Annotated in this window: 19 protein-coding genes and 1 pseudogene; 9 read left to right on the forward strand and 11 right to left on the reverse strand. The window is 43.5% G+C overall.

The window, feature by feature from the left end; translation table 11 throughout:
* Positions 1–255, reverse strand: a pseudogene (locus FW758_RS22325) (IS6 family transposase); the annotation flags it as partial.
* A 106-nt stretch (positions 256–361) separates the two neighbouring features.
* Positions 362–3,328, reverse strand: a complete 2,967-nt coding sequence (locus tag FW758_RS22330) for a Tn3 family transposase (protein WP_446446560.1) — start codon at positions 3,326–3,328, stop codon at positions 362–364.
* Positions 3,329–3,493: 165 nt separating this feature from the next.
* Here FW758_RS22330 and FW758_RS22335 point away from each other — a divergent pair, with 165 nt between their 5' ends.
* Positions 3,494–4,138, forward strand: a complete 645-nt coding sequence (locus FW758_RS22335; RefSeq protein ID WP_157830600.1) for a hypothetical protein — start codon at positions 3,494–3,496, stop codon at positions 4,136–4,138.
* A 31-nt stretch (positions 4,139–4,169) separates the two neighbouring features.
* Positions 4,170–4,727, forward strand: coding sequence for a recombinase family protein (locus FW758_RS22340; RefSeq protein ID WP_101326584.1), 558 nt, complete (start codon positions 4,170–4,172; stop codon positions 4,725–4,727).
* A gap of 313 nt (positions 4,728–5,040) precedes the next feature.
* Here FW758_RS22340 and FW758_RS22345 read toward each other — a convergent pair whose 3' ends face one another.
* From FW758_RS22345 to FW758_RS22380, 8 genes are all read right to left on the reverse strand, one after another.
* On the reverse strand, positions 5,041–5,451 hold the full coding sequence (locus FW758_RS22345; protein WP_446446561.1) for a TniQ family protein: 411 nt from the start codon (positions 5,449–5,451) through the stop codon (positions 5,041–5,043).
* 75 nt (positions 5,452–5,526) lie between these two features.
* Positions 5,527–7,269 (reverse strand): ATP-binding protein, encoded by a 1,743-nt coding sequence (locus FW758_RS22350; RefSeq protein WP_446446562.1) that lies wholly within the window; start codon positions 7,267–7,269, stop codon positions 5,527–5,529.
* Position 7,270: 1 nt separating this feature from the next.
* Positions 7,271–8,413 (reverse strand): SIR2 family protein, encoded by a 1,143-nt coding sequence (locus FW758_RS22355; protein ID WP_446446563.1) that lies wholly within the window; start codon positions 8,411–8,413, stop codon positions 7,271–7,273.
* Between the two features lie 9 nt (positions 8,414–8,422).
* On the reverse strand, positions 8,423–9,649 hold the full coding sequence (locus tag FW758_RS22360) for a restriction endonuclease subunit S (RefSeq protein ID WP_446446564.1): 1,227 nt from the start codon (positions 9,647–9,649) through the stop codon (positions 8,423–8,425).
* A gap of 2 nt (positions 9,650–9,651) precedes the next feature.
* Positions 9,652–11,130 (reverse strand): N-6 DNA methylase, encoded by a 1,479-nt coding sequence (locus FW758_RS22365; RefSeq protein WP_446446565.1) that lies wholly within the window; start codon positions 11,128–11,130, stop codon positions 9,652–9,654.
* 3 nt (positions 11,131–11,133) lie between these two features.
* Complete coding sequence (locus tag FW758_RS22370) at positions 11,134–12,909, reverse strand: AAA family ATPase (RefSeq protein ID WP_446446566.1); 1,776 nt, start codon at positions 12,907–12,909, stop codon at positions 11,134–11,136.
* 1 nt (position 12,910) lies between these two features.
* Positions 12,911–15,226 carry an EcoAI/FtnUII family type I restriction enzme subunit R gene (gene hsdR / locus FW758_RS22375; RefSeq protein ID WP_012592961.1) on the reverse strand — a complete coding sequence of 772 codons (2,316 nt, stop codon included), beginning with the start codon at positions 15,224–15,226 and terminating at the stop codon, positions 12,911–12,913.
* A 21-nt stretch (positions 15,227–15,247) separates the two neighbouring features.
* On the reverse strand, positions 15,248–15,463 hold the full coding sequence (locus tag FW758_RS22380) for a helix-turn-helix domain-containing protein (protein ID WP_005458449.1): 216 nt from the start codon (positions 15,461–15,463) through the stop codon (positions 15,248–15,250).
* Between the two features lie 345 nt (positions 15,464–15,808).
* Between FW758_RS22380 and FW758_RS22385 the strand changes: the two genes are divergently transcribed.
* Positions 15,809–16,051, forward strand: a complete 243-nt coding sequence (locus tag FW758_RS22385) for a helix-turn-helix transcriptional regulator (protein ID WP_446446573.1) — start codon at positions 15,809–15,811, stop codon at positions 16,049–16,051.
* A 113-nt stretch (positions 16,052–16,164) separates the two neighbouring features.
* On the opposite strand, the gene FW758_RS22390 is transcribed toward FW758_RS22385, so the two are convergent.
* A complete protein-coding gene (locus tag FW758_RS22390) occupies positions 16,165–16,794 on the reverse strand; it encodes a recombinase family protein (protein ID WP_012592963.1) in 630 nt (209 codons plus the stop codon).
* A gap of 555 nt (positions 16,795–17,349) precedes the next feature.
* Here FW758_RS22390 and FW758_RS22395 point away from each other — a divergent pair.
* The 6 genes from FW758_RS22395 (at position 17,350) to FW758_RS22420 (ending at position 23,675) form a co-directional block, all read left to right on the forward strand.
* Entirely contained in the window at positions 17,350–19,605 is a 2,256-nt protein-coding gene (locus FW758_RS22395; protein WP_446446567.1) for a S8 family serine peptidase, read from the forward strand.
* Between the two features lie 72 nt (positions 19,606–19,677).
* Entirely contained in the window at positions 19,678–20,118 is a 441-nt protein-coding gene (locus FW758_RS22400; RefSeq protein ID WP_446446568.1) for a hypothetical protein, read from the forward strand.
* Positions 20,119–20,998: 880 nt separating this feature from the next.
* Positions 20,999–21,508: a YfbU family protein gene (locus tag FW758_RS22405; protein ID WP_446446569.1), complete on the forward strand. Its 510-nt coding sequence runs from the start codon at positions 20,999–21,001 to the stop codon at positions 21,506–21,508.
* Between the two features lies 1 nt (position 21,509).
* A complete protein-coding gene (locus FW758_RS22410) occupies positions 21,510–21,995 on the forward strand; it encodes a hypothetical protein (protein WP_446446570.1) in 486 nt (161 codons plus the stop codon).
* A gap of 112 nt (positions 21,996–22,107) precedes the next feature.
* Complete coding sequence (locus tag FW758_RS22415; protein WP_446446571.1) at positions 22,108–22,611, forward strand: hypothetical protein; 504 nt, start codon at positions 22,108–22,110, stop codon at positions 22,609–22,611.
* 113 nt (positions 22,612–22,724) lie between these two features.
* Positions 22,725–23,675: a hypothetical protein gene (locus FW758_RS22420; RefSeq protein WP_446446572.1), complete on the forward strand. Its 951-nt coding sequence runs from the start codon at positions 22,725–22,727 to the stop codon at positions 23,673–23,675.
* The last annotated feature ends 42 nt before the right edge of the window (positions 23,676–23,717 follow it).

Consider the following 23,717-nt stretch of genomic DNA (forward strand, 5'->3'; position numbering starts at 1 on the left):
ATCATCCTGACAGAGGGGTTTTCTATGATATCTTTGCGCCTTGATATTTTGCTGTTTGTTCTTCCTGAATAAGGCATCGAGTTGCGGTGCGTATTTAATCACCCAACGGTTCAGCGTTGAGTGGTCAAAATGGATATTACGCTCAGTGAATATCTCCTCAATTTCACGGTAACTGAGCTTATAAGCCAAGTAATAACGGAGCGCCTGCATGATGATATCTGTTGGAAAATGACGTCCAGAAAAGTTAAGTGACATTGATGATGTTAGTTAAGAGAGCATCGCTCATGATAAACCTGTTCCTCAGTTTGCGACAGAACCCGATTTAATAGGGGTCGCCTCAGAAAACGGAAAAAATCGTACGCTAAACCGGTGATAGCGGTCGTAGCGGCCTGAACTTACCTGCCCCGATCATGGCGCTGCTGCGCCACAGGTAATCCCCTGTCAGGTTGATGTGTTCCCAGCCCAGCGGCGACAGGTATTGCAATAACTCACCATCGACGGCATGCCCCTTGGCACATAACCCATGCGCCACCCTTTCCAAATAGACGGTGTTCCATAGCACGATGGCGGCAGTCACCAGGTTAAGACCACTTGCCCGGTAACGCTGTTGCTCAAAACTGCGGTCACGGATCTCCCCCAGTCGATTAAAAAACACCGCCCTAGCCAGCGCATTGCGTGCCTCTCCCTTATTCAGTCCGGCATGTACACGGCGGCGGAGCTCGACACTTTGCAGCCAATCCAGAATGAACAGCGTGCGCTCGATACGCCCCAACTCGCGCAGGGCGACCGCCAGGCCATTCTGGCGTGGGTAGCTGCCAAGCTTCCTCAGCATGAGTGAGGCCGTCACCGTTCCCTGCTTTATCGAGGTGGCCAGCCGCAAGATCTCGTCCCAATGTGCACGGATGAGCTTGATGTTGAGCGTCCCGCCAATCATTGATTTCAATCCCTCGTAGGTGGCATCGCGCTTTGGAATGTAGAGTTTGGTCTCACCCAGGTCGCGGATGCGCGGGGCGAAGCGAAACCCCAACAGGTGCATCAACGCGAAAACGTGATCGGTGAAGCCAGCCGTGTCGGTGTAGTGCTCTTCGATCCGAAGGTCAGATTCATGGTAGAGCAGGCCGTCGAGCACGTAGGTTGAGTCGCGCACACCGACATTGACCACCTTGGTATGAAATGGTGCGTACTGGTCGGAGATGTGGGTGTAGAAGGTCCGTCCTGGACTGCTGCCATATTTCGGGTTGATGTGTCCCGTGCTCTCCGCCTTGTTGCCGGTGCGAAAATTCTGACCGTCAGAAGAGGACGTGGAACCATCGCCCCAGTGCTCGGCAAACGGATGCAGGTACTGTGCATTGACCAGCTCGGACAAGGCCGCGCCATAGGTTTCGTCACGGATATGCCAAGCTTGCAGCCAAGCCAGCTTGGCATAGGTCGTGCCCGGACACGATTCCGCCATCTTGGTCAGACCCAGATTGATCGCATCGGCCAGGATCGTCGTCAGTAGCAGGTTCTTGTCCTTGGCCAAGTCACCCGATTTCAGGTGTGCAAAGTGCCTGGTAAAGCCCGTCCATTCGTCCACTTCAAGCAGCAACTCAGTGATCTTGACGTGCGGCAGGATCCTTGCAGCCTGATCGATAAGGAGCTGCGCGGTATCTGGTACTACTGCATCCAGCGGCGTTATCTTTAGGCCAGAGGCCGTGATGATGGCATCCGGTAATTCATTGGCCTGCGCCATGCGGTTGACGGTGGCGAGCTGCGTTTCCAACTGCGTCAGCCGTTCATTCAGATACAGCTCACAGTCGGTGGCTACGGCCAGCGGCAATTCATTGGACTGCTTGAGACTTGCGAATTTCGCGGGGGGTACAAGGTAGCCCTCGAAGTCCTTGAACTGGCGCGATCCCTGTACCCAGATGTCACCGGAACGCAATGCGTTCTTCATCTCCGACAGCGCGCATAGCTCGTAATAACGCCGGTCGATGCCAGTGTCGGTTATCACCAGCTTCTGCCAGCGCGGCTTGATGAAATCAGTCGGCGCATCAGCAGGTACTTTTCGGGCGTTGTCGTTGTTCATGCTGCGCAGCACTTCGATAGCCTCCAATATACCCTTGGCAGCCGGTGCGGCCCGCAACTTGAGCGCGGTGAGGAAGGCCGGTGCGTAACGGCGTAGTGTGGCGTAGCTTTCGCCGAGACGGTGCAGGAAATCGAACTCCTCGGGCTGTGCGAGCGTTTGTGCTTCTGTCACGCTCTTGGCGAAGGCTTCCCAGGATATGACCGTCTCGATGGCGGTAAACGGATCATCGCCCGCTTGCTTGGCGTCGATCAACACTTGGCCGATACGGCCGAACAGGCGCACCTTGGCATTGATCGCCTTACCGGATGCCTGGAACTGTTTCTGATGTCGCTTCTTGGCATCATTGAATAACTTGCCCAGGATGCGGTCATGCAGGTCGATGATTTCGTCGGTGACAGTGGCCATGCCCTCAATAGCCAGAGCCACCAAAGTAGCGTAACGCCGCTGCGGCTCGAACTTGGCCAGATCGGCAGGCGTCATCTGCCCGCCTTCGCGGGCGATCTTGAGCTGCCGGTTCTGGTGAACCAGGCGTTCGATTCCCGAAGGTAGGTCGAGCGCTTGCCACGCCTTGAGACGTTCGATGTGTTCCAGCATGTGTCGCGAGTTCGGCTTGACGGGCGACTGGCGAAGCCAGGCCAGCCAGGTCATCTTGCCGTTGTCCCGGCGCTTGAGCAGGTCATCGAGGCGACGGCGATGCGCGTCCGACAGCGGCTCGGCCAGGGCATCGTAGATGCGCCGGTTGGCGCGCGTGATCGCCTCGGCGCAGACGCGCTCGACAACATCCAGCGTCGGCAAGATGATGTGCCGGTGGCGAAGCGAGTCGAGGACGTTGCTGGCCAGCACGATGCCCTTGTCGGTCTGCAAGGCCAGCTCTGTCGTGGCGTGAACAGCTTGCCGATAGTGCGCCAGGCCGAACGGCTCCATGCCCAGATATGTGCGCAGCTCAAGCAAGTGTTCACGCCGGGTTTCCTTCCGCTCGGCATACTGTGGCCAACATGCAGGGTCGAGCAGCAGTTGCCGTCCGATCCATTGCAGCAGGGGTGTCGGTACGGCAACGTCGGGTAGCAAGCCCTGACCGGGGAAGCGCAGCAAGCACAACTGCACTGCGACTCCCAGGCGATTGGCATCACCGCGCCGCTGGCGAATCAGCGACAGGTCGGTTTCACCGAAGGCATAGCGCCGGATGAGTTCATCTTCGGTGTCGGGTGGCAACAGTAGGCTTGCCCGCTCGGCGGCAGACAGGATCGAACGGCGTGGCATGCACTCTCCTTCTTGAAAACGAGGGATTTTGAGAGGCCACACCAGGCCACCAACGTGACACGCAAAATCAAGGCGTTGCAATTCTCGAAAATGGTTCTTGAAATACTATTCTCGATCCCTTACCCTTACAATGAGTTTCGATAAAGAAAGGTGAACATGCCACACTTGAACGAGTTCGATCTAGTCACTTCACAGGCTCAGCCGATTCTCGATGCCTTCTACGACGGGGTCGTGGCTTGTGGTCGCGAGCCACCATTCAAACCGTCAATCGCCACCGCAACGACACCAGATGCGACGCGCTATGACCCTCAAAGCCGCGCCATCATCCTCGTCCCCTATGAGGTGCTCCCGCCGCCGCGTCGTGCTGCTATGGATCGCTTTGCTGCCATCGGAACTCTTGGCTTGTCCGGGCGTGAACAATACATCGAGGTATTCAATAACCTTCTGGTGGCACACGAGCTCGGTCATTGGCTGCAAGAGATAGCGCAAAGGCCATTGAATCGTTGGCAGGCCGAATATCAAGCAAACCAGATCATGGTCGCTTTTTGGCGCGAATATCCGGCCTCCTCGCCCTCCGCCGAAACAGAGATGCGCCTAGCGAATTTTGTCGCCCAATCTCCGAACATGCCAAATCCAATGCCAGAAAACACTGGCATGAGCGCCCAGGACTATTTCAACACCCATCTAGCCGAAATTGAGTCCAATTCAATGGCCTATGCCGGCTTTCAAAAGATGATGGTGCGTCAGGCCATCGGCGAACAGCCCGCTCCCAGCTTCTGCCAAATGGTGGCAATGATATGGCCCCAATAGGCGGTTCGACGTTGGGTGAAGACCACACGATATGCTGATCGGCTACGCTCGTGTCTCAACGCAGGATCAAAATCTTGAGTTGCAGCGCGAAGCCTTGACCAAGGCCGGGTGCCAGAAAGTCTTTGAAGACAAGGTGAGCGGCACACGTGCTGATCGCCCCGGCTTAGCCAAGGCGCAAGAAATTCTGCGCGAAGGTGACACCTTGGTGGTGTGGAAACTGGACCGCTTGGGGCGCAGCGTCAAACAATTGGTCGATCTGGTCGGCGAACTGCACAAGCAGGGCATCCAGTTCAAGAGCCTGACCGATGCCATCGACACCGGCACGCCCTCTGGCCGGTTCTTCTTCCACGTTATGGCCAGCCTCGCCGAAATGGAGCGTGAGCTAATCATCGAGCGCACCCGCGCCGGGTTGGATGTCGCCCGGCAGCTTGGTCGAAAGGCTGGACGCAAGCCCAAGATGACCGAGAGCAAGATCGAATCCGCCAAGAAGCTGCTGGCCAGCGGCGTGCCTGCCAAGGACGTGGCCAAGAACCTTGGCGTGTCCGTTCCTACGTTGTACCGCTGGGTGCCAGCCTCGGCACAGGCTTAGCGTACGATTTTTTCCGTTTTCTGAAGCGACCCCAACATCATCCCCTTTTGCCGCTATCTTAGCTTCACATACCTTCACAATCTTCGCTCGAATACTGGCTCTCATAATCTTTCCCTGATGGTTGTTGAGAATACATGCTATCACACACTGGTGAATGGACAGGGCTGGTTAAAAATTAGCCTTAACGTACAATGATTTTCGATATCCAAACTGACCCCAAGTAAGAGACTAGCAAGCCTAGGCAGGGGTTCCGAATCCCTGCCTAGTTTTGGATTGTTATGATACAGACCTTGAGCACCCAACTTTTTTAGTTTCAACTTGGCTGATTTGGTTTTTTTAGGCAAACAGGACAATATCGAAAACGCTGCGGCCAGATAAGCTTAGATGCGTTGATCCCAATACTTGTCAGGCTTTGGTTCTTATTACCAACAATCAGCTCTTGCTTTTGTGCATCGCACCTAACTACATCCATAAAGGGCTTAAAAACACCAAGCAAAGAATGATCATCAATAACTTGCTCAGGAGATATATTCCAGATATGACCAACATTTGATAGTAAAAGCTGGATATGCCCCTGAAATATCGAAGATGGAACAAAATTCCTTGAGCCGAACAGTACCTCTAGTGCCTGCTTATCGGCATTTATTCCTTGCCGTAAGATAAAACGAGCCAATACACTTGATAACAGTTCATCTTGATAGGGAACCGGAAATTGCATGATCATAAAAAACCTTTATATGAGGTTTTAATACAACCAAGTGTAGTACTTAAAAACTACTCGCCCATTCCAAGTTAAACACTATTTACTCTGATAGCGCCACTTCGTCACCACCGCACCAATCTGCTCTATCGTCATCGCCTGTTGCTGCCAACCTTTATCGAAATTAACATCATTTGAGCGAGGCAACTGGTCATCAGATAAGCTGCGAATCATCACTCTAGTTGGTAACGTTGCAGCTTGACCGACAAATATGGCCTCCTGACGTCTTAAACCGGAAAGCATTTTGGTTAAACCGGACATCGAATCAGGTAGCACACTACGAACATGCTCGCGGTCGGCATCATTGGTAATTCGAAGTACAATCCATGAATTGCATTGCGACAATACTGTTGCTTCAACTTCACTCGGTCTTTGCGAAACTAATAACAGACCAACGCCATATTTTCGGCCTTCCTTCGCAATTCGACGAATTGCAGACTGCGCTGCTTCATACTGTGCCTCACCACGATTCGGTACATATCGGTGTGCTTCTTCACACACCAAAAGTACTGGGCTATTTTGCCGTTCAGCCTCGGTTTGCCAGACTTTAAGTTGAAACACAATTCTTGCGATTGCAGCGCTAGCTACCCCAGCTACTTCATTGGGTACACCAGACAAGTCAACAATCTGCACTGTGGTTTGCTGCGTTAAGAACTGATTGACGATTGTAGGTAACGGATCGTTGTCACCATCCCAACTTTCCATCATGAATTTGAGTCGACCATCTTTTAGCAATGAATCAATCTTTCGAATAACTCGACTAAAATCCTCATGCTGCTTTTTATCTTTGTTTTCTGGTCGCTGCGCGTTGATGGCACCGATTAATCCTTCTTCGTAGCGTGCTCCATCTTTGAATCCGAAATGATCTAAGCCTTCTGTACTTCCAATAATGTAAGGGATCGGCGAGTCAACCGTTAACTGATTATTATCAAGCTCAAGTTGCTCAGCCGCTTGCTCACGAACCGCTATTAGGGCATTTTTAACAATATTTGATTGTGAAGTTGCTGCAAACTCGGTCTTGCCGATAAACAAGCTCAATGACTCTTCTAAATCAAGTAACCAATACGGTAGTTTTAGTGAACCCTCATCGGTCGATAAACGCTGGTGTTTGGGGAACGCTTTGCCGTATTCATTATGTGGATCAAGGATAATAATTTGTGGGTGCCAGTACTTATGATTGGCTATCTGACCACGTTCGAGAATACTGTGAATCACTGCCGCCACTGTGCCTGATTTACCGGCACCGGTGGAGCCAAGAATAGCAGTATGCTTGCCTAGCAATTCATTCAACTCAGCGTAACAAGGTGCACCGCCTGAGCCAACATGCTCACCAAGTTCAATAACCGCACCTTTGGCGGCTCCGTAAATAAACCTAAGTTCTGATTTGGGTGTCAGGTAAATGGTTTGCTGCGGTAGCGGATAAGTAGCAACACCGCGTTCAAACTCAAGGGAAAACTCATCTTCACCTTTTCTACGCCATTCCCCCTCACCGAACAAATCAGCCTCAATTATACGCTCATCTGAAGACGCAACAGGCAAGCCCTTTTCTAGTTGGTAGTCAGCCTTCATACGTAATCTACTGACTAACCCATAAATAGAGCGGCGACCAAAATGAACTTTGATGATTGAGCCAAACTGCCCAATCGGATAGTTTTCACCAGCAAATACACGGGACAAGTCTGAAATCGTAGGGTCGAGCTCGGCGATAATACGCGAACCATCTACCTCAATAATTTTACCGATAGAGAGATTCTCAATGGGTTTTATGTATTTGTTATCCATATCAAATACCTCCTTCAAGGATCTTGGTTAGGTTTTCAAACTTCCACCATTCAATGCTATTTTCTGAGGTTGCCTTGTCGTCAGCGTGATAAAAACCTTTATCGGCAAAAATAAGTACTTGTTCGTTGATTGAGCTGTCTTCATGCCAAGTTTGCAGCGCGCCACTAGGTACAGGGTCGCTCGTGAACGCAATCACGGTTAAATTGCCATTTGAAGCCCTTAAACCACGTTCGATTTCTAGGTTGATATGTGCATCGCCAAAACTATAACCTGCAATCAATAAAACTCGTTGGCTACCACCCAGCGGGTTTAAAACAGCTCTTGCTCTGTGCATTAAATTTGCGTAGGGGTCGAGCTGAGTTTCACGGTATTTAGTCGATGCAGGCCAAATCATAATCTTTGCAGCTTGATCTTGACTGCGCTTCAAATGTGGAGCAATACGCAATGGTGTTGATGAAGAAGTATGTTCAGCCCAATTGATGGAGCCATGTAGCTTAAATACTCTGGCATCAAGATTGTTCTGTTCAAACGTCGAAGGGTTCCACCATCCTGATACACCGCCTTCTAAACCATCGGCATATCTCAATTGTGATAGTGCGAGTGAGTCTTCAATTAACGTGTCGTAGTTCATCACTAGATAATCGATGGTGCTCGGAAGGTTGTCTTTGCCTGGTCGCATTGGTCGATGCAGAGCCTGAACAAAACGCTCATGTACAGCAGAATCTACTCTAACATTAATCACGTCAAAAATAGCGAGTTTTATCTCGTTTATCGCTTGCAATAGCTGCTCGTTACTATATTCAGTACCACCAATAGATACACTACTAGCCGTTACATTGCGATTTGTTCGGCGAGCAGTGATAGCAAGCCAATCTACGAGTTCGCTTAAGTAGTCTTCTATATGCGAAGCTGGATTTGCGCCAGCAAAAGAGTTTTGTATGGCAGTCAATATTTCCTTTGAATCAGCGGAGAGTTTGTCACTGTTTAGTGCTCTTGCTGTTAGCTGGTTTGTTAATGGAAGCCCAGCACAAAAACTCGCCCCAGCACCTAACAAAACCGCTTTTGAATGTGAGAGCAACTCTTCGAGTTTGTTGATTACTTCTCTGAACTCTTTTTGTTCAAAAACTGTGGTATCGAATGCCATACTCCCTCCTTAGAGCTCGCCTTTAAAGGCGGAATCGAGAATTGATGCTTTTAAACTTTTCAAGTCTTCTATTTTCCCTAGAAGGACTGCTTCCGCATCGTGAATTTTACTTTTCAACGCTTCAATCGTTGATACCAATGACTTCTGCTCTTCCAACGAACACTTTGGGATTTCAATCTTGCTTAAACGAGTTAGTGCCAACTTAGGCTGTGCAACTGTCTTGGTCGCTAATCCTGCCTGTGCAGAGAAATCAGAGGTCAATGTAAACAGATACAGATAGCTTAAATCTAGTTGTTGCTTATCTTTGATAACCAACTTAGCGGCGTTTTCTGTCAGGTTTGCACCGTCTAGTTCTGGGGGGACGAAACCTGTCTTACCGATAGTCCCAGCAATACTGATATAAAGGTCGTCCTTGGAAATCACATAGCGTTTGATTTGTTCGTGGATTTCTTTCGATATGTACTTGATACCAGATAAATCTATCGTTCCTTTATCTGTAAAATCTGCCACTCGAATATATGGGTGCTCAGTCTCTTCATCACTTAGTTTTTGGCCTTTTGGTAAGCGCTTTCCACCTTTTACTTCAGCTAGCGATTCAATCGTCATTCGTTCGGCAATAACAGCAAATTGCCCGTCCAATGCTGATTGAAGAAGGTTTTTTTTCAGTGTGACGCTTTCCTGCAAATGCTCGATGGCGGTGTCGATGCGGGTGAGCAGTGCATCGAGTTTTTCGACGATGCGTTTTTGTTCTCTGAGCCCACAAACAGGAATGCTAACACTTTTTAAAGCCTTTAAAGGTACTCGCTGTCGACCAGTTGCACCTTCCATGTGATCTATTAAAAAACGGCGAACCGATGGCGACCTAAAGAAGTGCAATAAATATTTTGGTTCAACACTATCCAATGCATGAATTGGAAAAACTTCTGTTGTTGCGAAGCCACCCTCAACATTGGCGATTAAGGCTGTTTTGTTATTCTCTGTACATGGTGTGATTTTGGCAAACAGTACCGCATTACGTTGAAATTTTGTGTATCCCTTTTTTACGTCATCAAAGTTTCGTAGTTCGTAGGTGCTCTTTTGACCCGTTTCTTGATCAATGTCTGTCATTCCAATAAATGGGACATTGCCTTCAGAATCTGGAGTTGGAGCAAATCCCCTATCGGCTCCAATCTGCGCAGCTTCTTCAATGGTTCGCCACTCCCACCCATCCGGTAGTTTATACAAAACTTGCTCCATGCTTATTTCTCCGCCAACAGGTTTTCAATTTCATCCAACAGGCCTGACACCAGTTTTTCTTTGATGCGGATCTGCTTAAGGATATCGCTTGGTGCTAAATGCTCGGCATCTTTTTGTTTGGCTGGGTTTTTCGCGGATAGGTCATAGTCTTCAGCTAATTTACTTGCCGATTCCGTCCATGAGCGATCGGTGGTTGCGCGGCTGTTATAAAGCTCAACAAACTCTTTTAAGTGATCATCAGTGATCGGTTTGTTTTTGGTGAGCTTTTGCTCAGGCTCACATTCGTAATACCAAACATCGCTGGTGCCACCGCTGCGCTCAAAAAACAATACGTTTGTTTTTACGCCCGAATATGGCAAAAATACCCCAGCGGGTAGGCTTAAAATGGTGTGCAGGTTAAAGTTTTCCAGCAGTTCTTGTTTAACCTGTTTGAAGGCGCTGCTGGTTTGGAATAACACGCCTTCTGGCACTACGATGGCTGCTTTACCGCCACTTTTCAGAGTTTTCATAAAGTGCTGCAAAAACAGCAATTCGGTGGCATTCGCTTTAATGGGGAAATTCTGTTGGATCTGATCTTTTTCTTTTCCACCAAATGGCGGGTTAGCCAGAATAATGTCGTAACGGTCTTTTTCCTGAATATCGCGGATATTCTGAGTAAGGGTATTACCACGGAACAAGTTGGGTGACTCGATGCCATGCAGAATCATGTTCATCATACCCATGACATAAGCCAGCGAGGTTTTTTCAAAGCCAAAGAAAGTATCGCGCTGGATAAAGTCCCATTGCTCAGTAGAAAGCGCACTCTTTTTTGCTTTTAAGTGGTCAAAGGCTTCGACTAGGAATCCACACGAGCCAGCCGCGGCATCGTAAATGGTTTGCCCGGCCTGCGGGTCTATGGCCTTGATCATGGCGCGTACTACTGGGCGCGGGGTGTAAAACTCACCCGCATAACCACCGGCATCGCCCATGTTTTGCAATAAACCTTCATAAACCAACGAGAGCTCAAACATTTCATCACTGGACTGGAAATTCAGTGTGTCGATAATATCCAGCACTTCACGCAAGGTATGGCCAGAGGCGACCTTGTTGTCTAAATACTGGAAGATGGCACCAATTTTATAGGCGAATGATTTAGGGTCTGAACCGGTAACGGCGGCATTGGCAAAGCTCTTTAAGTATGGAAACAACTCTTTATTCACATAATCGGTTAAGTCATCGCCCGTGCGAACTTTGTTAATGTCTAGCCTGCCATCGACGTTTTTCGGGCAGGCCCAATTTGACCAACGATGTTCTTCATCTAACACCGGTTGATAATCTTTACCTGACAGTACCGCTTCATCTTCTTTTTCAGATTCATAATCATCCAAAAACTTTAAGAACAGTACCCACGAGGTTTGCTCGGTATAGTGCATAGCACCACTAATGCCATCGTCGCGGCGCAGTATGTCGGTAATTCGGTCAATCTTTTGTTGTAATGACATGGCTTATAGTTTTCCGATAATAAAATTGTACATATTGGTGATATCTTCGCTGATTTCTTCTGGCGGGATCAGGTCGATATAGGCTTGGAGCTTGTCAGTATCGAGCCCTATACCCTCGGTATTGAGCAGAGGGTCAATGACACTTTTGGCATTCAATCGCCGAATATCGTCGTTATCACTTGGATTGTTTGGTTGTAAATAACATGGCGCTCTTAACATCTCAGCATTATTAATTTGATCTAAAACACCATGGTGCTGTAGAGCTGAGTGTGACAGCAGATAGTTTTTGATTTCGCGGCGTTTCCAAGTCAGCAAATGGCAGTTTATTCTCTCTGGACAAGGCAAACCTAAGTCAAATTTGTCAGGGTAATCAACTCCAACTACCTTGACACCGCTTTGTGCGTGAATGTTAGCTTCTGGCAGTTCATCACGATCGCATACCAAAAAGACGTTGGTTGCTTTGCGGTCATGCAGCGCAGGCGTTTTGCCATATTTCTCAGCTTTGCATGCCCTGATATAGTCTTTCATATCTCTCAACTCATTCAGCCACTTGATCTTGGACGCACCAAAGCTGTCCGCCGCTGAACTGTAACCAGATGATTTGGCGATAGGATTTATTGAGGACAGAGGCGTCCAGTCAAGCCCTTTCTGCTTTACTAATAACTCAAAAATCTTCCAATCGTTGTAGTAATCAATCAAGCAAATGTTGTTCAATTTGGAGGCTATTTCTAACTCGACGACCTTACTTTTGGATAAAACCTTCAATCTTTCCAATAACTTTTGAGACTTTTGCTCATTTTTTATCTGCCCATTTTCAACCAAAAACAATGATTCGAAGTCATTCTCAGCGATTGAGTCGACCAAATGAGTGGTGGTTAGGACCTTACCCTTAGTTTTGCTTAGGATGTCCCAAAGGAGCTCAACGTTTTTATGGTGCAGGTGTGAGTCAACTTCATCAAACATAAAGAGAGAAGAAGTGCTATCAAAAAGATCAATTAGTGAAGCTACGAATAGAAACTGATACTCTCCATCACTGAGCAATGAAAATTCAATATTATCAGTTAGGTAAAGCAATACTTCAGAAGCTGAAAAGAAATATTCGTTGTATGAGCCTTCGATTAGAAATTTTGTGGCATCAACTCTAGAGCCATCAAAAACATCAAAAAATTGTTCATTAGTTACTTCTACCTCGGTTGACTTTAAGCCTTTACCTGTTTCTAGCAGAGCATCAAGGTCTGGAAGTGTTTCTATCTTTTCAAGAAAGGTCTCAAGTCGCTGATTAAAAGGTCTTTTTCTTATCGACGGATGTTCATAGTCTTTAGCTTCAGCTATCTGGTCTTGTTGTACATTTTTTATATAAGTATCAGGAACAGATAGTTTCAGTCTCAATTTAACTGAAACTTGATCCTTAAATGCCTTGTGGTTGTTTACAAAATTGAAAACTAAGCCGCTGTTCTTGAATGTGTAGGCGAGAAACGTAAGGAATCGAACATCTTTCTGAGTAAAGAAAAGGCTAGAAAAATCAATGTCACTTATGTCTTTCCTAGCTCGTAAAGAGGTTAATCTTCGTTCAAAAAAGGTAGAGAAGTTTTCATTTTGTCCTGAAGTAGCACAGATCAGCTGAAGCGTGCCACTAGGCTCTTCAATCTGTTTCTTAAAGATTGAATGTAAAATACTGGATTTGCCGCTGCCATTTTCACCAATCAAAGTAGCTACTTTGTTGATATGTAAGCTTTGCGGCTGATCGTAAAGCGGGTTAGGTGCGAGTGTTAATTCCATTTCAATTCACGTGATATAGCTGTTGTTGTAATTGTTTAAAAGCCGCCAGCAAATAGGCTGGTTTTCCACCGAATGCTGTTGAGGCGTCTTTCACTGTGCCCAACCCCGATAGCTCAATAAGTGCAGGCAAGCGCTCGCGTGATAACTCCGTGCTGCCGGTTTGCTCATATCGGTTAAGCACAAAGTGCAAAAACTGCTGTGCCTTTTCTTGCTGATATTGTTTAAAGAAAGCGCTGTTAGTACGAACTTGATCGGCACGAGCTTTACGGGTTGCCATGGGCTGTTCGAAGGCTAAAAAAGCCAGCAGATCGAAGATATCGCACTCTTCTGCTTCAAACATGCGTCGTAGTGTGGCGAGCTGATCTTTATCAAAGCCAGCTTGTACGAGTTTACTGAGTAAGGTTTCACGTTCGTCTGGGTCAGACCAAATTGTTGTTAGCTCTTCCACCGACTTGAATAACCCTGGTAATTGACTAATTAGACGCTCAACAAATTCTTGCACTGTGAGTGGTTTACCGTTTTCATCGATATAACGGGTTTCAACATCAATCACTTTGAGTTCACGATGTTTGCTTAGTTTCACTTTTAACCGTAGCTTTGGTTCACCCGGCTCAGGCTCTGGGCCATCTGCTCCTCCGGGTGGTTCTGGCGTGCAGGGTGGCGACGTTGGCTCGCCAATGCCACCTGGCTCTGGTGCTTCAGGCTCTCCATCCCAATCTTTGTCATAAAACTTATTGGTTGCACCGCGAAAATCGACAATGGTGAAATAGTCTTTGCCATCAAAAACACGGGTTCCGCGACCGACAATTTGTTTAAACTCCACCATTGAGCCAACGGTTCTATCCAGCACTACATTACGCACGTTACGGGCATCTACCCCAGTGGTTAACATTTGTGATGAGGTAATGATGGTGGGGATGTCTTTATCGTTATCTTGGAATTTTTCCAGTAGCTCGCGGCCAACTTTACCTTCGTCACTGGTTACACGCACACAGTAATGGGGATCTTTCAGCTTTTTGTGTTTGTTGATCATGTCACGCATGGTCAGTGCATGATTTTGGTTTTCGCAAAAGACGATGGTTTTTTCTAGTGGATTGATATTGTCCAAAATGGCTTTTGCGACCAGCTCTGTACGCTCATCAACAGTGATTTTTTTGTCGTAATCTTCTACCTGATAAACGTCTTGCCCAGACTCTCCTTCGATTACTTGGTCATCTTTGGTTAGCACCAGTTCATCTAAGTTAGTACGTACCCGCTTAACTCGATATGGCGTTAAAAAGCCATCGTTGATGCCATCTTTTAATGAGTATTCAAATGCTGGTGTTCCAAAGTAATCATAGGTATCCACGTTGGCTTCACGTTTTGGTGTAGCTGTTAGGCCGATATGTACCGCACTGCCAAAATGATCGAGTATGGCTCGCCAAGAGCCTGTCTCATTAGCACTGCCACGGTGACACTCGTCAATCATTACAAGGTCAAAGAAATCACTTGGATATGCTTTGTAGTAGCCTTCAATATTTTCACGCTCAGCAATGGCTTGGTAGATAGCAAAAAAGATATGCGCATTGGTTGGCACTACACCGCCACGCTTGCGTACCTCTTCCCCATTAATTTTAATTAGATCTTTTTCGTACGGATTAAAGGTATTGATGGCTTGATCTGCCAAAATATTGCGATCAGCTAAAAACAAAATTCGTGGCCTACGTGTGCCCGGAGATTCTTTGTTCCAACGTGACTGGAACAATTTATGGATGATTTGAAAAGCAATAAAAGTTTTGCCTGTGCCCGTAGCAAGCGTTAACAGCACCCGCGTCTTACCTTTACCAATAGCATCTGTGGCAGCATGTACCGCTAACTCTTGGTAATAGCGCGGCTGCATTGCACCTTCTAGATGGAAAGGCACATTACGAAGTTGTTGGCCTAGATCTGAATTAACACCCGCGTAGCGGTTTTCAAGCTCTTGTGGTGTTGGGTAAAACTCGATGTAGTTGCCTTTGCCAGTTTCTAAATCGAACTCATAGGTTTGTTTGCCGTTGCTTGAATAGACAAAACGAACGAGTAGCTTCTTAGCATAGTCTATGGCTTGTTGAAGACCTTTGGTTGGATGTTCAGATTCTTTTTTTGCTTCAACAACTGCAAGGTAACGATTGTCTTTGTGGAGCAGATAATCGACGAAGCAACGACGACCACGGACACCGCCAGCAAGCTTACGGCCATCGGTAAAGTAATGTTCCCGAATGATGTTGCCCGGTTGCCAATGTGCGGCTTTTAACGCTGGATCGATGTAGTTTGCTCTGGTATCTGCTTCTGACGACATGTCGTCACTCCTTGATAATTTTTAGCCCTGTCTATCGCTTGGCATTTTTTCCAATATGTCGCTCAATGGGCAGTTAAATAAATCGCATAGCTTATCGAGCGCTTCTAAGTCCACCTTGAGCGCGGTTTCTTTGTAAAGTAGCGTGACGGTGGTACGGCTTAGGCCGGTTTCTCGCATCACGTCGCTAATGCGCATTTTTCTCTCGCCCATTAAACGGGCTAGATGGCAGCGAATCATGCTTTCTCCACGGTATTTTTTAACCCTAAAATTTGGGGAATTATCACAGTTGCATACCCTATCACTATTATGATTTTTCTCAACTTATTTGAGTTGAAACCAAATTTTTAGAATGGTGGACAGTGGCTTAATAATTTAAAAATGTGGTTTACTACGCAATAAGCGTCTCACTTTCACATGTGAAAATGGGGCAGTTAATCGATACTTGTGCAAAATGTTAACGTAGCCTACGAAAAAAGGACTGCATTACCGCCTCATTATCTGCATCTGTAATACTAAACCACGAATTTGACGGGCTTATTTTCACGCCAAACTGCCCAAAATGGGCCTGAGCACCGCGCGCCTTTGCGTTGCTCACCCTGCAAACTATTCCTTGATTATTCATTAACTGTCAGGAGTAGTTATGACCGAGCAAAAACAATCAAGTCAGCTATTAAGCTATTAAGCTATCAAGAAGTTTGCAAACTAACGCAACTATCTCAGGCAACCATTCGCCGTTATGTGAAAAATGGTTCTTTTCCTTCTCCAGTCACACTATCACCTGGCGCTAGAAGCGTGAGATTTCGCCTTGAAGATGTGCAAAAGTGAGCCAGTGAATCACTCTAGGATAGACTGATTCACGCGAGCCTTAAAACAGACCCATTTCGCCCCGTATCTTCCTTCCAACGGGGCTTTTTTTTGCCTTAGAGTGAATCAAATCTTTAGAGAATTGATTCATCGTTTTTTAGCTCATTCAACTTAGCTGCTTTGGCAATGGTAGAACGACTGCATTTAAGCAGACTCTGCACTTGTGACCAGCTTTTCCCTTCATCGAGTAGTAACCGAATATTTTGCCTTAATCCATGGTCTGGCTGACGCCCAAGGTATTTGCCTAAGGTTTTGGCCTTTTCGATGCCTTGAGCCTGTCGCTTTCTTCTTGTCTCGTAATCATCTCTGGCCATTGCTGCGGCCAAATCAATCATGAACTCCGTCAGTACCTTTGCGATCATGGTATGTTCTTCTGTGCCACTTAAGATCCCATGTGTCATTGGCTGGTCAACAACGACAATATGAATATTGGCTTTTACCAACTTAGTTTTTAAGATCTTCCATTGTTCGAAGGGGAGGCGAGACAACCTATCGACTTTTTCAATGAGTAAAACATCGCCAGGGTGAGAGTCCATGATCAAGCGCCCAAGTTCAGGTCGTTCAATTTTCGCCCCTGATTGCGTCTCGGTATAAAAACTGGCTATACGAATATTTTTATTTTCTGAAAACTGAACCAACTCATTTTTGGCTCGATTGGCATCTTGTTCATCTGTTGATGCACGCAGGTAGGCCCGAATAAACATTTTGCCTCATTTGGTGTTTTTAGGGTGTGGTTTATGATGCTAGTGCGAGTAGGGTTTAAAATCAATATATAGCGAACCAATTGGCAATGGGATATGGCTAGTTTGCTTGGGGTATGCCCAATAGCTACCGAGTCGCCTAACCATATCAAAAGACCACGTAGCTTTAGTGCTACAACAAAACACTTGTGACAGAACAACAATATTAAAGAGTATCATTTGTATCATTTGTATCATTTGTATCATTTGTATCATTTGTATCATTTGTATCATTTGTATCATTTGTATCATTTGTATCATTGTATGTATAATTGTGCGGGGCGAGATCGTACTAACCTAAAAAATGAACAATTAGCGTAAAATGCTAGCTCTTAGAATCAAAAGTATTCATGCCTAGAGTGAAGCTGAGTGTTGCTTACTCATGAATTGTGTGCTTCGTGAGCGACAATTGCTTTTGTTACTTGATTTAACAGAGTGGAATTCCATCCCGCCCTTGTACTCGTAAGAGGCTGTACCCTTCCAGCAATTTATGTAATAACTGAACTTACAGGATGTAAAATGAATAAAAATTTACTTATTGTTATAGCAGGCCTCCTTAGCTTACCAGCTCAAGGGGCTCTAGAGGAGCATAATATCTCCTCATATGCTTTTCAGGATAATATAAATAATAGTGACTTATATTATGAGGTTAAAAGCAAACAATACTTGTCGGATGTAAATGAGTTCAATACATCTTCAAATGAATTAGAATATGTAGAAATAACCCCTTATTGGATAAAACAAATAGGTTTAGATGAAATACCTCAACCTAAAGAAAATATTATTGATGTCTGCATCATTGATTCCGGAGTTCAGACAAGCCACCCTGACTTACAACAGTCCAGTTTTAACGGCTATGAGAGCAATTACTCTGGAGAGTGGAATAAAGATTCGGTTGGACATGGGACTCATGTTGCCGGCATTATTAGCGCAATTAAAAATAATAAAGGTGTGACTGGAGCCATAGATAATGAACTTATTAACATTCATGTTGAAAAACTTGTAAATACTAGTAATGCTCATCATTCTAAGATCAGTGACCTAGCACTAATTAATGCGATTGAATCATGTGCAGGAAATGGGGCCAAAATTATAAATATGTCCCTAAGTGGTGACTTCTACTCAAAAGATCTAAGAGATGTTATAGATCGTTTTACATATGAAAATGATATAGTATTTGTTGCTGCTGCGGGGAATCATGGCAGTGGTACTGGCTATGATTCACCTGCTTTTCCTGCTGCTTACCGCAATGTCATATCAGTAGGTGCTGTAAATATTAACGGTGAATTGGCTGACTTCTCTCCTGTGTATGATGGAGTCACTTTTGTTGCTCCTGGTGTTGATATTGTATCAACCGTAAATCATGAAAAAGTTGTGGTTGAAGATATATTTTTTGAAGCCGAAAATGGTATCTACTCTTTTGAGTATAGTCAGTTAGATAAAGGGGATGTTGAATATCCTTCTCATTTACCATCTGAGTCATCTTGTTATTATGAATTACCCCTTGATATTGTTTATGAGCAAATAAAGAAAAGAGAACTAAGCTATCATTCAAAAGAATCTATAAATGAAGCTTTAGAAATTTGTAAAGCCAATGATGGCAAAGCTTTTGTTATAACATATGATTTTTTGAGTGTTGTGGATAAAGCTGAATTTGAAGGCTACAACACTTGGTTATATGGTATTGATATTAATGTTACTTTGCCAACTATTCTCCTTCCCGGTTTAAGTAAGGAAGAAATACACTTTTTTAAAGAGGGACTTGTAAAAGTAAAAAGTTTAAAAAATAGCTACTTACCTTTAACTGGAACATCGCAATCAGCCGCTATTATGGCAGCAGGATTAGCTAAGTTATGGTCTAACTTTCCTGATGCAACAAGGTTAGAAGTCCTAGAATCGTTAGAAAATACCACTAATAAATTAAAATATGAATACCCTTCAAACTCTTACGGGTATGGTCTGGTTGATTTTGGTGCCGCATATCATTACCTTTTAAATTATGACAGGGTAAGCGAACCTGCTGTCTGTCCTAAAATTTGGTATGAAAATCAATATTACAACCAAGGTGAAACGGTAACATTTAACGGAATAATATACAAAGCAAGTTATGATTCAATAGATGAAGTTCCTATAATTGATGAAAATCAAAAATTAGCTTGGACTAAAATTGAAGATTGTAAAAATTCTGAGTCAATAAATAATTTTAAACCAACAGATTTTTATCAAAACTATATCCTTAATGCAATTGAAAGAATTGGTATACATTATAAATGTGCCTCCTATTCACTTTCTTGTGGTGGCGGTAGTGGATTTGGTGGATTTGGTGGATTTGGATTTGGTGGAAGTGGTTACTCTGGTGGTGGCGAAGTTGGAGGTGGTGGTGCAGCTTCATCAAAGGGCAATGATAAAGATGATGTAGAGAAGAAAAAACAAGAAGAATATGAAGATATAAAAAAACGTTCTAAAAATACTCCTCCACAACGAAATGGAGAGACTAATGAGGATTATAATAAAAGACTTGCTAAGTATTATGATAAATTAGCTAAAGATTATCATGAATGGGATAATAAATACCAGCCTGGGCGTCATGATAAAAAAATTCAGGACATTAAGAATCGGTCTGAAAAATATCAGAAAACTGCTGATAATCTACGGCAACATAGGGAAGTAAAAGATAGATATAAAAATGGAAATAGAGATAGGGGGACCGATACAATTTGTAAGAAATCAAAAGGTATTGTTAAGTTAGCTTGTTTAGCTAAAGACATTTTGTAGGTATTGTGATTAACAATAGTGAGATGGCTTATAATCTCACTATTAATAAATTTATTGTAATTGGAGGTTTACATGGTTGTGTCGGAAAAAATGTGGGATGATTTAATAAAAAAAGATGCATCTAACTTTGACTTGGTTTGTGCAAAAAAAACATTTTTTAATAGAAGAAAAGAAGATATTGCCAAAGATTTTTCCAATAACGTTATCGAGCGTTGTGATGAACTTAGGCATATGCCCGATGTATTGTTTAATCAGTACTTTATTTTTTTCATTGATTTTGTTATGACATATGAACATGAAGAGTTTTACAGGGCGGAAGTAGCTGATACATTTACAACTTTACTTTTAGAAAAGCTACTAAGTAATTCTATTGATAGCCAAGGTCTAATTAAATCATCTACTATCGCAGTTGATTTTTTAAAAGACAAACTTGATTATTTTAATACAGATCCTGATATTTACGGTGATCTTAATAAAAAACTGGAAATACTTTTAGCTAAATTAAAAGAATAATTAATGTGATCGGTATTTAAAACATAATATTTTATATATGATGTATTTAAAATGTAACTCATCAAGTATGGCTGAAGTTAGGGCTTTGTTGAATTGCAAGGGCTATCCATTTAGGGTCCCCAGTGTCAATTGTAGTGTAAGCGAGTGGTTATCTACTCCTAACCCTTGTTGGGGTTAGTGAGTAGAGTCATTGTTACCAATACTTTCCGAGTAACTGAGACGGCCTCGCGTAAAAATAAGATACTAGAAAAATAGCTTGAGCTCATAGAACTTCACAAGCTAAGCAATTTATCTATTGTTGATTTTTGTTCCCAGCATCACCTTGTCGTTAAAATCTTTAGCCGCAAGGGCTTTGTTGCAACACTAAAGCTACGTGGTCTTTTGATGCTGTTAGGTTACTCGGTAGCTATTGGGCATACCATAAGTGAACTAGGTTTTGGCTAGGTAAGTGTTAGAGCGATCATCCTAAGCCATTTCTGCCCCAAAACTTGCTAGCACTCGTTTAGTGAATCGAAAACAGGCGAACTACTTGCCCTACAAATTCTTATCTATTAACCCTGCTTTTAGATCTTCTTCATGAGTGAGCGGATCTGGATTGGTAAACAGTCATATTCAAATTTAAGTAGTTTTGCGCGTTTTCCCAGCCTAAAACTAACAAAACCCTTTAAAATCATTTGTATATAATTCACACAAATTAGTTAGTAGGTTTGGAAAACGCGCATATACATTTTTCTTGATGGTGTATTTGATGCAAAGCTGATAAGTTAATTGAATACAATTAGTTAACTATGTGCGCATTAATAAGACGTTCAAGCGATTTATGCCCTACAACCAGCTCAACGCATGAATACTAAGACGTTAAATGCCTAAAGGAAATCAGATGGAACTATCCAAACTAGAACGGCTGAATTTAATAAATCAGTTTTTAATACTAGAAAAGCTCTATCCAGAAGAAGCTGATTACTATGCAAAGCATCGAAAAGCTGTTCAGGAAGGCTATAAGCTTCATTATCGTTGGATATTTGAACATCTATATGAAGAAATGTCGGAAGTAGAATGTCAGGAAGTTATCGATATTCTAGAAATGCATAGAGCCTTTGCATGGTCTTATATGGATGCTACAGGCAAGAAAGAAGTTGATGATGATCGGTTGAAATTTAGAGGTTTTGACGGCAATAACGAATCAAGTCAGCTTTCCTACGCAAGTTACTTTGTAATAGAGCTTGATAGATTTCAAGAGCTTTTGTACGGCAAAGAGTACAGTGATTTTAATAGTCACATGCCTACAATGGATCGTTATCGCCGCATGTTAGAGGTTTGGAAAAGCTTTGGGACTCCTAATCAAATGAGACTTTCAATGGATCAGATTGATCAGATATTGGGAGCATAAAATGGATTGGCTTTCGATCATTGGTTCAGTTGCGTCAATTGGTGGTGCAATATGGGCTTGGAAAGAAGCGGTGAAATCATCTAAATCTGCAACTAAAGCTGAACAAATTAAGGCGCAGATGATTAATCAAAGAAAGACGTCTGAATTGTCTGAATTGAAACCTTTAGTTTTAGATGCTACAGATAGTGTTAAAAGATACAGTACTACCATGGTTTCCAGCCTAATTGGAGCTGATGAAACAACAAAAGAAACAGAAGCAGCAAAAATTCAAACTCTACTAAATAAGATTGTTGAGTTTAGTGACTATTTCCCTGAGAACTTTGCTAATCAATTTTTTGAAACATCCCATAGCTCATTGCAATCGTTCTTAGAAGCTAATAGTCCAGGAGACTCCAAAAAACATGGAATGGATCTACACAAACAAATGGTCGACTTTTCATCAGTTCTCAGAAAGAATCTTACAGAGAAAAAAGAATCCACAACTTAACTCCGTGCAGGCTGTATTTAACAAGTTGCTGCACTCGGAAAATTACTCGCAGGCGCTCCTACTTTTCCGGTGAGCAAGGCGTTATACACCTAATTCGTAACTGAGAGTCTGAATGTATCAAATTGATTTAATGACAATCCCTGTTTATAGAATTAAACGTGAAGTATATTACGAACAGAGAAGTGTATTTACTGAAAATAGGATCTTTGGTGGTTCTGATGCTGAATTTAAAAGGAAGTATTGTGAAGATAATCCAGATTATTTAAGTATTTATAAAAATGCAATACATAAAAATTATGGTGGGGCTTGGGAATATAATGAAATAATAGGTTTTATTAAACTACATATTTTAGGTTCACAAATTAGAGGCGAATATTGGCAAGATGATAAAAAACGGTTTGTTAAATCGAGAACTAAGCAGTTCAAATATGTAACTCATAAATTAGCTCCTGAGAATTCGTTTTACAAAGAGGCAACAAACGCAGAAATCTACCAAACTATTTGCTCATACGTCGATGATTGTCGTAATGAGTTAAAAGGTCGTCATATTGACGATTCTAACCTCAAAAACATAGGTAAATACGTAGATTGGAAGTCATTAATCAAAGGTATATAACAATTTGATTAATTAGACTAAAAACCGCAGTCTATTTTCGCTACGCTCAAGTTTAGCCCACAATTTTTCGCCAGTTTTTAAGGCGCTATACCTATTGAAAGGATTTGCGATAGATGAGCAAAATTGAAGAAAGTCTTATCATATTCTTCGATATCGAAAAACAGGTACGTGAGCATATAAATACTCATAGATATCAGAAGGTTTTGATTTCAGAGTTAGATAACTGGAATCAAATATGTAGTTCATTGGATACCCTTGGTGACACTGGCTTGGCATTGCAAAGCTACTTTAAATCGGAATATCCTGAGGAAACTGGATTATCGTATATCTATACATACGGGCTACTACAAGCGTTATTTATACAGCAAGATGCAATGAATCATTTATCAGAAGCATTTGATGTACCATATGAACTGTCAGAAGAATTAAAAGGTATTAGAGCAGTTAGAAATGCCTCAATAGGTCACCCAACAAAGAATCAAGTAAAGAGAACAACGTACTTTAATCACATATCTCGTATTTCTATGAGCAAAGGTGGTTTCACCCTTGCTCGTTTCTACGACGAGGGTAAAAGTGAGTTCATCGACGTAGATTTTTCGGAAATTGCAGAAACACAGCTGATGGGCATCAATACAGCATATCTATCAATTAATGAAAGGCTTCGAGAAATTGACGAAAAGCATAAGGCTAAATTTATGGAAAAACCGCTAGTAGACATCCTTCACTCAGCAATGAGATATATGTTTGAGAAAGTAGGACAAGCTATTTACTCGCCTTCGAGCTCAAATGTCTCCTTTGGTTTTAAAATGCTTGAGTCGATTGAAAAAACATATAATGAGTTTCAAGGTGCACTGCAAGAAAGAAACGAGCTTACTGAAAATACTAAGTACGAGCTTGATGAATATTTTCATGGCATTGAGCGAGTAAAAGATTATTTGACCAACTCAAATACTAATGATTTTTCTGAGTATGACGCCAGAATTTACTTGTACTACCTGCAAGAAAATCACAAAAGCTTCGAAAGTATTGCACGAGAAATAGATGAGAGTTACGAGGAAGAATAGGTATAACAAGTTGCTTAAACGGATAAAAAACAGCTGGCTTTT

It is taken from the genome of Shewanella sp. 1180_01 (assembly GCF_052850535.1).

Excerpts from the sequence above, each read along its gene's own strand:
- FW758_RS22370 (WP_446446566.1), bottom strand. The coding sequence starts at position 12,909 with ATGGAATTAACACTCGCACCTAACCCGCTTTACGATCAGCCGCAAAGC.
- FW758_RS22340 (WP_101326584.1), top strand. The coding sequence starts at position 4,170 with ATGCTGATCGGCTACGCTCGTGTCTCAACGCAGGATCAAAATCTTGAG.
- FW758_RS22395 (WP_446446567.1), top strand. The coding sequence starts at position 17,350 with ATGAATAAAAATTTACTTATTGTTATAGCAGGCCTCCTTAGCTTACCA.
- FW758_RS22405 (WP_446446569.1), top strand. The coding sequence starts at position 20,999 with ATGGAACTATCCAAACTAGAACGGCTGAATTTAATAAATCAGTTTTTA.
- FW758_RS22380 (WP_005458449.1), bottom strand. The coding sequence starts at position 15,463 with ATGATTCGCTGCCATCTAGCCCGTTTAATGGGCGAGAGAAAAATGCGC.
- FW758_RS22330 (WP_446446560.1), bottom strand. The coding sequence starts at position 3,328 with ATGCCACGCCGTTCGATCCTGTCTGCCGCCGAGCGGGCAAGCCTACTG.
- FW758_RS22415 (WP_446446571.1), top strand. The coding sequence starts at position 22,108 with ATGTATCAAATTGATTTAATGACAATCCCTGTTTATAGAATTAAACGT.
- FW758_RS22410 (WP_446446570.1), top strand. The coding sequence starts at position 21,510 with ATGGATTGGCTTTCGATCATTGGTTCAGTTGCGTCAATTGGTGGTGCA.
- FW758_RS22390 (WP_012592963.1), bottom strand. The coding sequence starts at position 16,794 with ATGTTTATTCGGGCCTACCTGCGTGCATCAACAGATGAACAAGATGCC.
- FW758_RS22360 (WP_446446564.1), bottom strand. The coding sequence starts at position 9,649 with ATGGAGCAAGTTTTGTATAAACTACCGGATGGGTGGGAGTGGCGAACC.
- FW758_RS22355 (WP_446446563.1), bottom strand. The coding sequence starts at position 8,413 with ATGGCATTCGATACCACAGTTTTTGAACAAAAAGAGTTCAGAGAAGTA.
- FW758_RS22400 (WP_446446568.1), top strand. The coding sequence starts at position 19,678 with ATGGTTGTGTCGGAAAAAATGTGGGATGATTTAATAAAAAAAGATGCA.
- hsdR (WP_012592961.1), bottom strand. The coding sequence starts at position 15,226 with ATGTCGTCAGAAGCAGATACCAGAGCAAACTACATCGATCCAGCGTTA.
- FW758_RS22420 (WP_446446572.1), top strand. The coding sequence starts at position 22,725 with ATGAGCAAAATTGAAGAAAGTCTTATCATATTCTTCGATATCGAAAAA.
- FW758_RS22345 (WP_446446561.1), bottom strand. The coding sequence starts at position 5,451 with ATGATCATGCAATTTCCGGTTCCCTATCAAGATGAACTGTTATCAAGT.
- FW758_RS22365 (WP_446446565.1), bottom strand. The coding sequence starts at position 11,130 with ATGTCATTACAACAAAAGATTGACCGAATTACCGACATACTGCGCCGC.
- FW758_RS22350 (WP_446446562.1), bottom strand. The coding sequence starts at position 7,269 with ATGGATAACAAATACATAAAACCCATTGAGAATCTCTCTATCGGTAAA.